General features: G+C 37.9%; 15 protein-coding genes. 6 read left to right on the plus strand and 9 right to left on the minus strand.

The genetic code is table 11. From position 1 onward, the window contains the following. Positions 1-129 precede the first annotated feature (129 nt). Complete coding sequence (gene ada, locus PSF09_RS07095) at positions 130-1,206, plus strand: bifunctional DNA-binding transcriptional regulator/O6-methylguanine-DNA methyltransferase Ada (protein ID WP_272683769.1); 1,077 nt, start codon at positions 130-132, stop codon at positions 1,204-1,206. 258 nt (positions 1,207-1,464) lie between these two features. Here the strand turns inward: ada and PSF09_RS07100 are convergent, their stop codons facing one another. Continuing rightward, a complete protein-coding gene (locus PSF09_RS07100) occupies positions 1,465-1,602 on the minus strand; it encodes a hypothetical protein (RefSeq protein ID WP_210840014.1) in 138 nt (45 codons plus the stop codon). 152 nt (positions 1,603-1,754) lie between these two features. Between PSF09_RS07100 and PSF09_RS07105 the strand changes: the two genes are divergently transcribed. Next, positions 1,755-3,164: an aminotransferase-like domain-containing protein gene (locus PSF09_RS07105; RefSeq protein WP_272683670.1), complete on the plus strand. Its 1,410-nt coding sequence runs from the start codon at positions 1,755-1,757 to the stop codon at positions 3,162-3,164. Between the two features lie 51 nt (positions 3,165-3,215). On the opposite strand, the gene PSF09_RS07110 is transcribed toward PSF09_RS07105, so the two are convergent. Further along, the gene (locus PSF09_RS07110; RefSeq protein ID WP_222959670.1) at positions 3,216-4,463 is read right to left on the minus strand and encodes an MFS transporter; all 1,248 of its coding nucleotides are present in this window, start codon (positions 4,461-4,463) and stop codon (positions 3,216-3,218) included. A 532-nt stretch (positions 4,464-4,995) separates the two neighbouring features. On the opposite strand from PSF09_RS07110, the gene PSF09_RS07115 reads away from it, so the two are divergent. Then, entirely contained in the window at positions 4,996-6,135 is a 1,140-nt protein-coding gene (locus PSF09_RS07115; RefSeq protein ID WP_272664891.1) for an MFS transporter, read from the plus strand. A gap of 62 nt (positions 6,136-6,197) precedes the next feature. On the opposite strand, the gene ydeE is transcribed toward PSF09_RS07115, so the two are convergent. Then, a complete protein-coding gene (gene ydeE, locus PSF09_RS07120) occupies positions 6,198-7,388 on the minus strand; it encodes an efflux MFS transporter YdeE (protein WP_222959663.1) in 1,191 nt (396 codons plus the stop codon). A gap of 466 nt (positions 7,389-7,854) precedes the next feature. Beyond that, positions 7,855-9,012: an iron-containing alcohol dehydrogenase gene (locus PSF09_RS07125; RefSeq protein ID WP_222959661.1), complete on the minus strand. Its 1,158-nt coding sequence runs from the start codon at positions 9,010-9,012 to the stop codon at positions 7,855-7,857. 432 nt (positions 9,013-9,444) lie between these two features. Between PSF09_RS07125 and PSF09_RS07130 the strand changes: the two genes are divergently transcribed. Then, entirely contained in the window at positions 9,445-10,329 is an 885-nt protein-coding gene (locus PSF09_RS07130; protein ID WP_222959659.1) for a DUF362 domain-containing protein, read from the plus strand. A gap of 43 nt (positions 10,330-10,372) precedes the next feature. Here the strand turns inward: PSF09_RS07130 and PSF09_RS07135 are convergent, their stop codons facing one another. Together PSF09_RS07135 and PSF09_RS07140 are read right to left on the minus strand one after the other, a co-directional pair. Beyond that, complete coding sequence (locus PSF09_RS07135) at positions 10,373-11,251, minus strand: alpha/beta fold hydrolase (protein WP_222959657.1); 879 nt, start codon at positions 11,249-11,251, stop codon at positions 10,373-10,375. Between the two features lie 142 nt (positions 11,252-11,393). After that, positions 11,394-12,578 carry an MFS transporter gene (locus tag PSF09_RS07140; RefSeq protein WP_222959655.1) on the minus strand — a complete coding sequence of 395 codons (1,185 nt, stop codon included), beginning with the start codon at positions 12,576-12,578 and terminating at the stop codon, positions 11,394-11,396. Between the two features lie 94 nt (positions 12,579-12,672). On the opposite strand from PSF09_RS07140, the gene PSF09_RS07145 reads away from it, so the two are divergent. Next, positions 12,673-13,596 carry a LysR family transcriptional regulator gene (locus PSF09_RS07145; protein WP_262416978.1) on the plus strand — a complete coding sequence of 308 codons (924 nt, stop codon included), beginning with the start codon at positions 12,673-12,675 and terminating at the stop codon, positions 13,594-13,596. 127 nt (positions 13,597-13,723) lie between these two features. Then, positions 13,724-14,260 (plus strand): metallophosphoesterase family protein, encoded by a 537-nt coding sequence (locus PSF09_RS07150; RefSeq protein ID WP_272683671.1) that lies wholly within the window; start codon positions 13,724-13,726, stop codon positions 14,258-14,260. Here the strand turns inward: PSF09_RS07150 and PSF09_RS07155 are convergent. From PSF09_RS07155 to PSF09_RS07165, 3 genes are all read right to left on the minus strand, one after another. Next, positions 14,257-14,886, minus strand: a complete 630-nt coding sequence (locus tag PSF09_RS07155; RefSeq protein ID WP_222959653.1) for a helix-turn-helix transcriptional regulator — start codon at positions 14,884-14,886, stop codon at positions 14,257-14,259. The two genes, PSF09_RS07150 and PSF09_RS07155, sit on opposite strands and share 4 nt — an antisense overlap. 114 nt (positions 14,887-15,000) lie before the next feature. Then, on the minus strand, positions 15,001-15,966 hold the full coding sequence (locus PSF09_RS07160) for a threo-3-hydroxy-L-aspartate ammonia-lyase (RefSeq protein ID WP_222959651.1): 966 nt from the start codon (positions 15,964-15,966) through the stop codon (positions 15,001-15,003). A gap of 27 nt (positions 15,967-15,993) precedes the next feature. After that, the gene (locus PSF09_RS07165; RefSeq protein WP_222959650.1) at positions 15,994-16,383 is read right to left on the minus strand and encodes a RidA family protein; all 390 of its coding nucleotides are present in this window, start codon (positions 16,381-16,383) and stop codon (positions 15,994-15,996) included. Positions 16,384-16,439 lie beyond the last annotated feature (56 nt).

The following is a 16,439-nucleotide window of genomic DNA, read 5'->3' on the forward strand; positions in this document are numbered from 1 at the left end:
CACCGTTAAGTGGATTAAAAGGATTTCCCGTACGGGATAAATAAAACTTGAATTAAAAAGCAATGTTCGGAGTTTTTTGCAACTGTAGTTTGTCATAATTAATGCAATTAACTAAAGAAGGGCGATATGATGACAACTAAAAATTTGTGGAATACGCCAGAACAGAGATGGCAAGCGGTGATTGAACGGAATAAAGCCGCAGATGGCTATTTTGTTTACGGTGTAAGAACCTCTGCTATTTATTGCCATCCGTCTGCAGCTGGCCGTTTACCAAATAAAGATAACGTTGAGTTTTTTGATAATGAGCAACAAGCTATTAAACAAGGTTATCGTGCTGGAAAACGCTTCCGGACAGAAACATCACAATTAACCCAATTTTATCAAGAGCAAATTGAGAAAGCTTGTCGTTATATCGAGCAGCAAGAACAAACGGTGAGTTTGGCAGTGTTAGCTAGCTATATTGGTATGAGTCGCTACCATTTCCACCGTTTGTTTAAAGCGCAAACAGGGTTAACACCAAAAGCCTATGCGGATGCATTTCGCCATAAAACCTTGCAACAACAGCTTCAAGAAAAAAAACGAATTACTGATGCTATTTATGATGCGGGTTATCAATCAAATAGCCGCTTTTATGAAGCCTCATCTCAACGACTAGGAATGACGCCGAGTGAATGGAAATCAGGAGGGGGAGGCAGTAAAATTTATTTTGCTCTTGCGGTTTGCTCATTAGGAACATTACTCGTTGCACAAAGTCCGATAGGTGTTTGCGCCATTTTGTTAGGGGATGACCCTGAGCAGTTATTGAATAATTTACAGGATAAATTCCCAAAAGCAGAGCTGATTGGAGGAGATGACGGCTTTGAGCAACTGGTAGCTCAGGTGGTGGGTTTTATTGAAGCACCTGAAATTGGTTTAAATTTACCATTAGATATTCAAGGTACTGCATTTCAACAACGCGTCTGGCAAGCTTTACGTAATATTCCAGTAGGAGAAACAGTAAGTTACAGTAATATAGCAGAAAAAATTGGCAAGCCTAGTGCCGTCAGAGCAGTAGCTAATGCCTGTGGTGCAAATATGTTAGCTGTCGCTATTCCCTGCCACCGAGTGGTTAAGAGCAATGGTGACCTTTCAGGCTATCGTTGGGGCATTGACCGAAAACAAGCGCTATTATTAAAAGAAGCCCAGTATAAGGCAGATAATAGTTAATGATAGCTAAGGGAATCACGGGTAACCATAGTATTCATATAATTATGTCTAATGAAATACCTTAGCTAGAATATTTAAGATAAACAGCACCTATATTAATATATAATGGGTGCTGTTTAGTAAATACAATATAATATCTAAAACTAAAATTTTACTTTTAGAAGTAACCATCTTCATTTATTGATATGTGAAAAATCCATTATATATCCATTAAAAACTATCCAGATTATATATTTTTTTATCCGATTGATAATAATACTATATTTTTTGCCCTTTATATTTTTCATGTCTTTTTTTTTGAATAAAAATATTTAATTTTTTAAATAGCCAAATAATGGGTTGCAATAAGATAAATTTAGGGTGTGGTTTCCCGCTTATGTTTTTTTCATATTCCATAAGTATTCCTAATAAAGTACGAATTTATATTTAGAATTGCATGGAGAACATTTTTAAAAAAGTGACAGATTTGTTTTTTTACAAAATACAGATCAAATTCAGTCATTTTTGTATTACATTATCCTTACGGGGAAAATGATAAGGGTTTTGGTGTGTTACTGTACAAACAAATAGCACAAGAGCTGCAGGAAAAAATTAAACAGGGTGAGTTTCTTAGCGGTGAAAAGATGCCGTCAGTGAGGGATCTTGGGCGTACTCATCAAGTCAGTATCACAACGGCACAACTTGCGTACCGTGAGCTGGAACGTTTACAACTGATTTATGCAGTACCCAAATCAGGGTATTTTGTGATACCAGAAAAAACAGAGGCTCTTTTGCCTAAAGTGGCAAATTATATTCAAAACCCCGTACAAGTTGCTCAATGGAACCCAACAATGGATTTTCTGCGTGTATCCGAGCGGCATGGTGTTACATCATTATCTTGTGCCGTCCCTAATATAGAAGATAAAAGTTTAGAGCCACTATGGCAAGAAATGACCATGGTTGCACGTCGTAAACATTCCCTAACTCTGGAATATGATAGCTTGCAAGGGCTCGCTTCCTTAAGAGAGCAAATTCATTTAATTTCGGATGATCGTCATCTTTTTACGCTCGATGATATTGTGACCACGACGAGTGGTCATCAATCTTTATCAATTGCCTTGCAAGCTTGTACACAAGGTAATGATGTTATTGCAGTTGAATCGCCAACGTTTCCAGGATTATTACAAACGTTGTATGGGCTAGGCCGGAAAATTATTGAAATTCCTATTGACCCTGAAACTGGAATGGACCTCGATAGGCTAGAGGAAGCGTTCGAACGCTGGGAAGTAAAAGCTGTTGTTGTAACACCAAGTTGCAATAACCCAATGGGCTGTATTATGCCTGATAATAATAAACAACGTTTATTGAATATTGTTGAAAAACATCATGGAACAGTAATTGAAAATGATTGTCTCGCAGGGTTGGCGTATCAATATCCAAGGCCTTCGACAATACAATCGCTAGATAACAATGGGCATGTTATTTTATGCAGTTCTTTTTCAAAAACGGTTGCACCAGGTACTCGTACGGGATGGATAATCCCCGGGAAATATAAAGAGAAAGTTCTACATTTAAAATATTTATCTCACTGCTCTGGTGAAATTTTTATGCAGCAAGTTATGGCAAACTTCTTAAAGGAAGGGCATTATTTTTTGCATTTGCGCCGAATGAGACAGCATTACAGTGAACTACAATGCCAATATAAAGAGTTAGTTGAAACCCATTTTCCTGTTAATACTCGTATTTCACGGCCACAAGGAGGATTCTCATTGTGGGTTGAACATCTACCGGCTGATAATCGTAAATTACTCGACATTCTACATCGCAATAAAGTCACTGTTCTAACCGGGGAACATTTCTCGACTGGCGGATGTTTCCCTAATCATTTGCGAATAAACTATGCGCTCCCATTAATTGCAAGGCGACGCAATGCAATTAAAATATTAGGGGAAGCATTAAAAGTCACAAGCTTAAAATAATATAAAACCCCTTATTCAGTAAATATGAGTCATGAATAAGGGGAATAAGAGCTATTGAATGGCGGCTTTCGGTTGACTATTTTTAGAATAGAATAAGTAAATTACATAGAGAAGCGTAAAACTGGCGGTGTAGCCTGTAAAAATCATCCAGAAAGTTTTCCAATCAACTACACCATCGACGGTATTCAGCTCGATAACCCATCCACATAATACCGCGCCTAAAAATGTACCAAATCCATTGACTAATGTGGTGAATACACCTTGCGCTGTTGAACGAAATTCGGGTGCAATTTCTTTTTCCAAAAATAGTGCTCCTGCGATATTAAAGAAATCAAATGCACAGCCGTATACAACCATGGATAAAAATAATGCCAGTGTACCAATCGCAGTGAAATCACCATAAGCAAATAAGCCTAGCCGTAAAATCCACGCAATCATACTCATAAATAAGATGGTTTCAATTTTGAATTTTTTGAGTAACAGCGGTAAGAGTAAAATAAAGACAATTTCTGAAAATTGTGATATCGATAAAAAGATAGTGGGGTATTCAGAAAAAACCGAACCTCTAGCCTCAGGCATTAATGCCATATCCTGTAAGAAGGGAACGCCAAAGGTATTGGTAATTTGTAAGACAGAACCTAATAGCATGGCAAAAAATAGGAATACTGCAACTCGCCCTTTTTTAAAGAGTAAAATAATATTTTGACAACTAAAACTAGATTTCTGTTCTTTTTTCTCAATTTTACAGCCCTGTGTTGAAATAAAGAAAATAGAAAAGATACTGAGGGTTACGGATGCGATTGCACCTACATATAATTGATAAAAACTCATTTCCAACTTTAATAAGCTAATTGTCCACATAGCGACAATAAAACCTACAGTGCCGTAAACGCGTATTTTGGGAAAATAAACATCCGAATCGAGTTTTTTTGCGCTTAACATCTCAAAAACAATGCTATTACAAACGGAAATAGTTGGCATATAAAACATTAGGTGAACTAATGTCATAATAAATAGCAAAGTTATTGAATCACTATGAGCCATTGCGATCAAAAATACAGCAGAAATAATATGCGAAGCAATATACACCAGTTTTCGATTATTAATTTTATCTGCAATAAATCCAATAATAATCGGTGAACATAAAGCTGAGATACCTAATGTACTAAAAATCAGGCCAATTTCACCGCCTTTGAAATGTAATGTATTGAAGAGGTAAGACGCAAAAGTAACTAGCCATGATCCCCAGATAAAAAATTGTAGAAATGAAACGAATTTCAGCCGAGTTGTGATATTCATGTTTATACACCTTCCGTTAGCCTAAACATGCTTTAATGTAATTATTAAATAAACTGTTCTTTTCAATTGATTTAATAACCAAACATGGAAGCACTTATCTTGTTATTGTTTGAGCATTATAAAATAGCTAACCTGAATTTTTTTTGATATGGAAGTGGCTAATCATCGATTAATAGTAGAAATTAGTGTCTTTTTATCGGGATTGTTACGTATAAAAAATACAGATACGCTGAAATTAGCGGAGAATTAATTTTTTCTGAATTCAAGATGATTAAATAATAGTTAATATATATTTAACTTAGTAGGTATTACTTGAATTTAATTAACGTTTAAGATTTAATAGACAACTCTCCAGTCTCATACTTCCAGTCTGCTATCCCAATTAATTATCTCAATATTTCCAGCTTGACTACACCCTAGCAATTCACAACCCAAAAAACTTACCTCAACTACCTTTTTAAAATTCAAATTTTATAAGTACCAATCATAAACAATGATTGGGAAATTCATTGTATATCAAGACGAGAATATTATGGTTTCGACTCATTACCTACTGCTTTTATCGGCAGTAGCGGTATACCTTGTGGGTACCGCAGAATTCATGTTGTCAGCGATTTTATCGCCGTTAGCAAATGTTTTTCATGTTCAGCCCGACCAAATTGCTTGGTTGATATCAGCTTATGCGTTGGCCTATACCTTGACGGCGCCTATTATTGGTTTTTTATCAGATCGAATTGATAGACGAAAAATTGTACTCATGGCTCTTTTGTTATTATCACTTGATAGCTTGGTTATTATTTTTGCACCTAATTTATTGATTGCACTAGTTTTAAGAGGATTTGGTGGTTTAGCTTCTGCCGCACTTGTTCCGGTTATCTTTGCCCTTATTGCTGATGTGATGAGTGAAAGTAAGCAAGCTGCAGCAATGGGAAGCATTATGATGGGAATGACTGTCGGTATTATTACCGGGCCTATCATTGCTGGGGTATTAGTTCAGTATTTTGCGTGGTATGCCCCATTTATTTATACCGCGATAGGGTGCTTAGTGGTATTCATCATAGCGCTATTTACGCTACCTCATTCACAAAAAGTAGCCAGTAAAAAATTATCTTTTATAGCAATTAAACAAAAAGGCATTGCCCGACTTATATTAGCGAAAGGCCTATGGAATGGGGTATCAGTCTGTATGTTTCTGCTTGCAGGTGAAATATTAAGGCAAAGATCACACTTAGAAAGTGTTGAAGTTGGCAGTTTAATGGGATTATTCGGGTTCGGATTATTATGTGGCAATGGTTTGGTTGCAAAAATAGAGAGAATTAAGACGTCAAATAATACAAAGCTCATTGTTATTATTTTAATAATCATGGTTGCGATTATGTTATTTCTTAGTGGGTGGCTTTCGTTAATTGGTCATGGTTTGTGCTTAACTATTCTTGGGGGGATGTTGGGATTAGCATCTCCTATAAGCACCGCAATGTTAGCAAGGCAAAGTGCAGAGAATAAAGGTTTTGTCTTGTCGATATCCGAGAGTGTTAACAACTTGGTTTTATTATCTGCACTACCAGTGTTTTCTTTGTTTTTTTCCAAAGGCCACCTGGTGATTTCTGTGGTCATGATTGTTGCACTCTTGAGTTCAGCTATTTTTTTAGTTTCCCCGACAAGACAGAGATGAAAAAGGCAGTAGATTGCTTATTTTTCTCCACCGAAAATGGTTTTTCAGTGGAGAAAAGAGTGCTATTGGGTAATTAATAATTGTTTCTTTCTTAGACGCATTCCATTTAGCATAGACAACCAAGCTAAAAATGTAATAAACATAAGAATAATAAAAATAAAATAGGCTGGAAGTTCTGTTAATACAACCCCCGTCAACATCGGATTAAATGCACCACCAAGTAGCCCTAGAGATTGGGCCGAAAAGTAACTGGCCTTCATTCCGTCTGGTGCAATACTATCTATCAGCATATATTCACCAGGGGCATAAATTAATTCACCCAGAGTGAAAATAAAGGCACCAAGAGCCCAAAGGTACAAATTTTCATGGGCATACATAAAAGTTGCCAACCCTAAAATAAAAAATAGGCTGCCTAGTGTCATTAATTTTCTTAAATTATCTGGGGTGATGCGTTTTCCGACGGTATATTGCAACGTCACCACGACAATCGCATTGACAGGCAAAATAACACCAATAACCACTTGAGCGAAATTACTGTCCGCCACAGTAATGGCATATTGGGATATCCAAGTGGTAAAAGTACCGAAAACTAATGAGCCTAAGAACGTTGATAAAATAAACCAAGCCAGCACTTGGTCTCGTAGCATAGCGACAGGGTTCCATTTACGGATTTGGCCTTCTCCTAATGGTGTCGGCTTTATGCTCTGTACAAACCTTTGTATAAAAAAGATCGGAAAAGCGGCAGAAATTGCAGCTAAATAGAATGGCAAGTTAATACTATACATTAATAACCAAGTACCAATTGGTGGGCCAACGGTCCAGCCTATATTAATAAAGGTATAGTTTAAGGAAAATATTTTTGCTTTTAATGCAACGGTGAGGGTATCTGCGAAATACGCTTTTAGTACCGTAGAGAATACGGAATAAGAGCAGTTTATTAGTGAAAAGAAAATAATAACTAAAATTGCATTATTAACGATAGGGATTGCAATAAACCCAAAAATAAAGGCGATAACAGCAAATAACATACAGCGTTTTTTGTCTACGCGGTCAGCTAGCATGCCAAAAGCCATGCTAAATAAAACACCGACTACCATAGCCATTGACATTGCAACACCGACAATATCAATAGCCATTTTATATTCACGGGTCAGGTAAATAGCCATGAAGGGCAATGTCGCACCACGCCCAATAGTTAAGAGCAGTGACGATGCAAGTAATGCACTGTTTGATATATTAAATTTAGATAACATGGCCCACAACCTAACTCATTAATTGTTGTTATAGATTTGCTTCAGACGTTCTGTAAGCTATAAAATACCTAAATTTACTGCGGTGAGATATGGTGATTAATGCTCAAAATTGAAAACAATATTTTGCTAATGCTAATGTACCATTCGCAATTAAAAATCTGGTAATATGAAATACAATCTTGATAATTAAATGTTATATGCTGTTGTAATAACCAAGAAATTAAAGTGAATTATAAGGCGAAGGATTCTTGATGTTAAAACAGAAAAAGGTGTAATTTTGCACCTTTCAGACTGCAGACAAACATATTATGTTTGGCGGCAAGTCTAATAGGTTTTGAAAATAAACGAGAAAAATCAAATTATTGATTTTCGGCTGATAACACAAAGCGGGAAAAACCACGCTTTTATCCCGCTTTGTCAATAACCTCAAAGGTGCAATTTTGCACCTTTTCGAAATAAGTAAACCTTATAAAGCGGCAGTATATACTCGGCGGCTAATATCTAAATTAATATCTTGGTGCTCACCTAATTTCACCATACCATGTGCAGCCAAGCTATTGACTAAGGGCTCAATAACATCTTGATTCAGCTGGTAATCACTAAAACGAGTACCCACATGCATTTTTTCAAAGAACTCTCGAGTTAACTCAATGGATTTGAGTGCTTTCTCTTGTTCTGTACCTGACGTAATTCCCCAAACTTGTTCGGCATATTGCACTAATTTGGCCTGTTTTTGAGGTAATTTTTCTGTCAGCATGGACGGTAGAACAATCGCGAGTGTTTGCGCATGATCCAAACCATACAGCACAGTAATTTCGTGACCTAACATATGTGTAGACCAGTCTTGTGGAACACCAACACCGATTAAACCATTTAAAGCTAATGTGGCTGTCCACATTAAATTAGCCCGAATATCATAATCTTTCGGAGTCTCAAGAGCTTTAGGTCCAATTTCGATTAATGTCTTCAATAAACCTTCTGCAAATGCATCTTGTACATAGGCATTTACTGGATAAGTTAAATATTGTTCAATCACATGAACAAAAGCGTCGACGACACCATTACTGATTTGACGGGCCGGTAAAGTATAGGTTTTGACTGGATCAAGAATAGAGAACTGAGGAAATACGTGGTCACTCATAAACGCAAGTTTAGAGTGTAGTTCTTCACGAGTAATCACAGAACCTTTGTTCATTTCAGAACCTGTAGCAGGTAATGTTAATACAGTTCCAAACGGTAGCGCAGTATTTATGGTAGTGCCTCTATTGGTGACCACTTCCCACTTATCACCTGGATAATTTACCGCAGCCGCGACAAATTTAACGCCATCAATGACCGAACCGCCACCAACAGCTAGTAAGTAGTCAAAACCTTCTTTTTCAATTTTATCGACCGCTTTTATTAAGGTTTCATAACGAGGATTGGCCTCAATTCCACCAAAATGATCGAATGTTCGAGATCCCAGAGCCTGCTCAACTTCACCTAATGTTCCCGTTTTTCTCGCACTTTCACCACCAAAAAGAATGAGAACTTTTGCCGTTTTCGGAATTAATCTATCAAGCTCAATGATTTTACCTTCGCCAAAGATAATTCGAGTTGGGTTATAAAATTCAAAATTATTCATAGATAAACCTTAGTTTGTATGGAGGGTGAGCGGTACTAAAATATCACGTATATAAACTAATATGATTGATATAAGACTAACAGGTTAATATTATAGATTAAAACTATATGATTATTTATCATAAATATGCGTTATATATCACTCGTTACATTTACTTATAATGAAATTATTGCATATTAAATGAGTGGCTAATTATTAAAATGAATATGAGTGTGTGGGGTATGATAGCTGGGGATATTATTCTGTTAACTTATTGAATTTATAATGATGAATTATTTTTTACCCATTACTTAGCCCAAGTCATCTTTATGGACAAAAGGTTGCTGTAAAATAAAATATAACTTAGTGATAGAATTAAAGTATTAAGTCTGTGAATGTGGTTTTTTTCATTATTATGTTGGTTGTTTTTGCAACGATGAGAATAAAAGAGCGATGAGACGTTTTATTAGTTTAGAGCTGCCGCCTGAGCCCATAATTAATGGCCAGTGCGTAAGAAAACGCCTGAAAAATAGCATCTGTGATAATTGTGCCAGGAGTTGTCCTGTGGGTGCGGTATCGTTTAGCCCTATGAATGCAGAAATTAATAATGAATTGTGTTTTCAATGTGGCAATTGTTTATTTGCTTGCCCTGTTGATGCGATTGAAAATATCAAACCTCACGAACGTAGCTATCAAGGGGAGTTTCTGATAGTAAAACATGACGAACCCATTGCGAATGCGGACGAATTGATTGTTTGGCACCGGCAGTATGGTATTCGTGGAATGCAAATTGCTGAACCATGGGTTGATAAGTGGTTGCCAACGATTGCAGCATTAAATTTAAAACTCAAAACGTTACAAGAACCTGTTTGGCAATTGCGAATTGTTCAGCCGGAACAAGTCGATAGTGGCCGTCGGATGATGCTATTTCGTCAAAAATTGGATTCGAAGCCTCTGGATAAGGGGCAGGTGAAAACTGGGTTAAATGCGAGAAAGCAATTTTACCCTGAAGATAGTTGGTTTAAGGTCGAGTTAGATACAGAAAAATGCATTCTGTGCGGTGCTTGTGCCAAAATGTGTGATGAGCATGCGATTGAAATTGAGAATAACCAATTTTTGATTGATGAAAAACGCTGTACAGGTTGCATGAGCTGCCAAGTCGTTTGTTTCCCTAAATCCATTCATGTACAAACATATACAGCCAAAAATAGCGTACCAAAAATTTTCCATTATTATGATGCGCAGTGCCATACTTGCCACTTACCATTTTCTTCTTGGGAAAAAGACACTCATATTTGCCCAATTTGTGCGCAACATAAGAAACAAGGGTGGTTATAATGGTAACTAAGGCCCATTTTCAGAGCCTTAGTACGCGAATTTATTAATTTAAATGATTAATTATCAGTTTAGCGATTTGTGGATTAATCATTGGTGGTGTTTCATGCCCCATACCTTCAATCACTTCCAGTTTTGCATTAGAAATATTGTTAGCAATATCTTGCCCTGCGGCTAATGGGAAGAGCGGGTCGATAGAACCATGAATAACTAATGTGGGTACATTAATGTGCTGTATATAAGAACGCAAATCTCCGGTGACGGCAACAGCCACAATTTGGCGTTTAGTGCCTTCTGGTGAATGGTTGCGTGCGAGCGATTGCAGTATATATTCACGGTAATAATTTTCATCAAATGGGCCGAATGTTGAGCTTATCCGACGATAAAATGCGAGTTGTCCTGACAAATACCCTTCTAAATCCTCTTTGGGATTAGCACTTGGGCTCATTAGCATTTGCATAACATCGGGAGCACTTTGTGGCAGAGTCGGGTTTCCAGTCGATGACATAATTGCACAAAGAGATAATGTACGTTTAGGAAATTTCGCTGCCACTATTTGGGCTATCATCCCTCCCATGGAACGACCGATAAAGTGGGCTTTATCAATAGATAACGTATCCAAGAGCTGGATAATATCTTCAGCCATATCGAATAAAGTATAAGGAACAGCAAAAGGCTCACCTTGTTGCATTTTTTCAATCAATACCCCTAAATCAATAGGTGGGAACTCATTGATATGATGAGATAAACCCGCATCTCGGTTATCTATACGTAACAGGTAAAAACCGGCATCTGCAATTTCCTGACAAAAGTCTGACGTCCAACTAATGTTATGGCCACCTAAGCCAGGAATGAGGACTATAGTAGGGTTATTTGGTGAACCAAATGAATCATAAAAAAGTGGAACTGAATTGGTTTTGGTCATTTTTCTTCCGGTATCTTCATTAATAGTACTATTTATATGCCGTAGTTTCGTTGCAATTACGAGCCATAAAAAATGGCAATGATTACCTATGATATAAACGAAGTTTATCATGGTAATCATTTTATTGATGAAGAATGTCAGATTAATGTGTTTTAAATTGATAAATAGCGAGTGCCAGCAACGCTATTGTGAGTAATAAAATTGCGATGATGAGATTAGTAGATAACCCATATAAGAAGACAACCATGCTGCCTAAAGCAGAACCCAAAGCAATACCCGCATTAAAAAAAGCAATATACAGAGAACCCGTAATTTCAATATGTTGAAGACTGTGCGTAATCATCCATGTCATCAATGTGACGGAGACTCCACCATAAGCCATTCCCCAAGCGATAATAGTTAGGCCGCCAATTAATGTTGTCAGGGGTAAAATAGCAAGCAAAAATAAGCAAGCAATAATGATTGTTATAATGATAAACAAGGATAAATTAAGCTTTTTCCCCGCCGTTAAGCCAAAGATAAAATTCCCCAAAATGCCCGCGATACCATAAAAAAATAGCATAATGCTAAGTTGTTCACCTGTTGCATGAATATTAGCGACTAATAGCGGTCTAATATAGGTAAACACCATGAAATGCCCTGATACCAAAAGTAAGGTAATGGCTAACCCAAGTAATATTGTTGGGCGTTTTAATTGTGCAATAAAAGCGTTAGCAGAAGGTGGTGTGACCGTCGGTAAAGAGGGTAAAAGTACTACCATTAACAATAATAAAATACATGATAAGGCGCTCATTAAGAAAAATGCGCTGCGCCAATCCCACCATTCACCCATAAAAACGCCTAATGGAATCCCCACTACCGAGGCAGCAGCCACTCCACCAAAAATCATTGATGTTGCTAAATTAACATGTGCTGATGCCACTAAACGCGGTGCTATTCCACCTGCGATCGCCCATATAATGCCAATACACAAACCAATAAATAAGCGGCTAATTAATAGCAATGTAAAATGAGACGTGATTGCCGCAAGCAAGTTACATACAACGAGCAGTAGCGCACCCAAAATCAGCAATTTTTTACGATCAATTTGTTCGGTAAATAAAATGACCAATGGTGAGCAAATTGCGGCCACAACAGCGGGCAAAGTCATAAGTAACCCGCTCAAACCGATAGAAATAGAAAATTGATTGGCAATAGGGGTTAATAGGCCGACGGGTAACATTTCGGTGGTCACAACGATAAATGTGGCGAGAGTTAAGGTCAGTATTGCCCCCCATGAACGAAGCGTACTGATGCTATTTGAATGTTTAATGCATTGTGAAGACATAATCTACCTAACTAAAAATAAACTTGTTGAAATAGCATATAGGGGACATGATAGGAGATAAATATATCAAATGTGGCAATATTGGGGATGAAACGTGTCTAATTCAGCGTCTCTAGTGATGGATAACTTACTTGATTTAAAAGTCTTTGTGGATGTTGTTGAAACACTGAGTTTTACGAAATCAGCCGAACGGCTAGCGCTATCACGTTCAGCGATTGGGAAATGTATTGGACGACTAGAACATCGTCTACAAACTCGCTTATTACATCGAACGACACGAAGTATTCATTTAAGTGATGAAGGTCAAGTGGTGTATGAATCTGCCATTAACATATTGCAAGAGATTGAAAGAGTTGAAAATACATTAAGCCAAGGCCAGCAACAACCAAAAGGGTTATTAAGGATAACGGTACCTGTGGTATTTGGAAAACGTTTCATTTTACCTCTTGCTCAACGTTATCTAGCACAATGGGAACAGGTTGAGGTGGATGTGGATTTTAATGATGACTATTGTGATATTGTGCGCGATGGTTTTGATATTGCGATCCGTATTGGCGGAATGGATGATAACCGTTTAGTCCGTAAAGTCTTAGCCCCACATCGGTTAATCACGTGCGCATCCCCTGAATATCTCCAGCAACGAGGTGTGCCAGTAAACCCACAAGCATTGCAATATCACAGTATGCTGGTGTTTAGGCACCGAGGGTATAATGTGTCATGGAAGTTTAAAATTAATGGGCATTTGCAAAATTATCCAGCTCAAGGGCGTTTAGTATTAAATGACACCGAGGCTATTCTCGCCGCAGCTATAGAAGGACAGGGAGTGTGCCAGTTAGGTGCATTTTTAGTGAGTGAGGAAATCAAAAAAGGCCGATTAGTGCCAGTGCTAACCGAGTTTTCCCTGCCTGAGTCACCTATTTGTGCGCTATATCCGACAAAACGTTATTTACCCCCTAAAGTTCGTGAGTTTTTAGCGCTAATTGATGAGTGTTGGGAAGGAAGGGCAATTTGGGAGTGATTATTACGCTAAATAAGCCTGTTTTCAGTCAATTCCGTAAAGCAATTAAAAATCATTGAGATATGATAAATAGTAAGCAAATGGTTTGCTTGAGTAGAATTATTATTAATATATTTTTAGGTTTTATATGATTTACTTTATTTCAGATACCCATTTTTGCCATTCAAATATTATTAACCTATGTGACCGACCGTTCAAGAGTACCAGTCACATGAATGATACGTTGACTCATAACTGGAATGCGTATGTTACTGAGCATGATGAGATCTACATACTCGGTGATTTTTTATACAAGGGGAATGGTGCGGATGCGAATAAAATATTACGTCGCTTAGCAGGGAAAAAATATTTGATCCGCGGCAATCATGATAAATTTTTGGACGACCCTGAATTCGACCAATCGTTGTTTGAATGGGTTAAAAGTTATTACGAGTTGGAATATCAAAAACAAAAATTAGTGTTATTCCATTACCCAATATTAGAATGGCAAGGCTTCTTCCGTGATGCGATTCATTTATACGGCCATGTTCATAATTCAGGGAAAGACCCAGAGCAGTTTAAGCGCTTAGCGGTGTTAGGGCCCCGTGCTATTAATGTCGGCGTGGATGTAAATGATTTTTTCCCCATCAGCATTAAACAGATATTAAAAAAAGCCAATCGTTAACTGTCTTTTTTCGCATACAAATAAACTGAGGCTCTTGATACCCCTAAGTGCTGAGCCACCGTTTCCATGGATTTTTTGATATCTAACAGGCCTTCATTGCGTAGTACTTCAATTAAGTTTTTTCTTTCATCTACTTTCAATGTCCGTGGTGTCGCAGCTAAGGTGGCAGCATATTGGTCAATACGCATGCGGATGGCTTCTGCACCGTTAGGCTCAATATGCTCTTTTATTGGGCTATTACCTACGTCAATAAATTGCGATAACATACTTTGCATACTTCTAAATAATGTCATATCCAGGTTTAAGCACAATGCTGCAATGTATTGCCCTGACTCATCTTTAATACCAATCGAAGTGCTTTTTACTGGGCGTCCATCAGAAAATTGATTGGCGTAATTGGCAATAATGTTCGGAAAATCTGCAGATTCAATTCTTGCATGGCCGAGTTCGGTAGTTGGCTCACCAACTTGGCGACCAGATAAGTTATTATGAATAGAAAGGATCGAGTGTTCCGGATTTTTAAGGTCGTGTACCACCACTTCACAAAAAGGGGCAAATGTTTCACTAAGACCTTTCGCAATAATTTCAACTTGAGCCAGTACTGAATTATCTTTTTGATCTGACATGCTGTTTCCCTTCATCCATCAAGTGCTAATCCCTAATTTTAACCTATTTTTAGTATTGCTAACAGATGAAGGGCGGTGATCACTGTGAAACTAATTCTTTATAAAACTAGTTACTTATGAAACTAATTGTGCAAAGTGCTGAATATCAACATTACCACCGCTGACAATGATCCCCACACGCTTACCTTGAAACTGTTCTTTGTGGGCAAGGGCAGCAGCATAGGACAAGCAACCTGTCGGCTCAACGATAATTTTCATGCGTTCAGCATAAAATTTCATGCGATCTATAAGTTGCTCATCGGTTACAGTGAAAATATCATCAACCTTGTTTTTGATAACAGCAAAGGTGTAGTTACCTAAATGTTGGGTTTGCGCACCGTCTGCGATGGTTTTTGGCGTATCAATGTGCACAATTTCCCCTCGACGAAATGATTGTTGCGCATCATTGCCGGCTAAAGGTTCAACCCCATAAATTTGGCAGTTAGGTGATAATTTTCTGGTTGCAATGGCACACCCTGAAAGTAGGCCTCCGCCACCTAAGCAAACAAATAGGGCATCCAATTCACCCACTTCTTCAATCAGTTCTTTGGCTGCGGTACCTTGGCCAGCGATGATATCAGGGTGGTCATAAGGAGGAATAATCGTTAACCCTTGTTGAGTAGCGAGTTGTTGACAAAGCACTTCTCTGTCTTCTTTATAGCGATCAAAACGGATAACGGTGGCACCGTAACCTTGTGTAGCAGCCACTTTCACCGCAGGTGCATCATTGGGCATAAGAATGGTGGCTGGAATGTGTAAAAGTTGTGCCGCTAAAGCGATACCTTGCGCATGGTTACCGGAAGAAAATGCAATAACGCCCGCTTTTTTCTGTTCGGAGCTTAACAAACTCAACGCATTAAAGGCTCCTCGGAATTTAAACGCCCCCATACGCTGAAAGTTTTCACATTTAAAAAACAGTTCGCCCCCAAATTCTTTATTTGCGGTGGTTGATGTGAGAACAGGGGTTTTATGTGCAAAACCCGCAATACGTTGTGCTGCTGCTTCTACATCTTGATAGGTCGGTAATATTAATTCTGACATGATATAACCCCAATGAATAATAAGTAATTAAGCAGATATCGCAACGGCTTCAATTTCTAATGCTGCACCAAAATGAAGTTCAGCAACGCCAGTGACAGCACGGGCCGGGCGGTGATCGCCTATCCACTTAGCATAAATCTGGTTAAACAACGGCCAATTTTCCATATTTGTTATATAAACTCGAACTTGAACCAAATGCGCTTTGCTACAATTAACGGCATCTAAGCATGCTTGTAAATTAGCAAGCACAAGTGTGGCTTGCTCTTGGAATGCTACGTCAGTCATCGCATTGCCAAACTTATCAACGGGTAATTGCCCTGAGATAAAAACCAATCCATTTGCAGTAACACAGTGTGAATAATGCCCTTTTGGAGCAATGAGTGTCGGTGCATTCACACATTCAATAAGTTGATTCATATCTACCTCACCATGCACAAAATACGTTAGTTAGATTTTTAGTCTAATATTAGACT

The sequence above is a fragment of the Providencia sp. PROV141 genome, from assembly GCF_028481645.1.
GTDB lineage: Bacteria > Pseudomonadota > Gammaproteobacteria > Enterobacterales > Enterobacteriaceae > Providencia > Providencia rettgeri.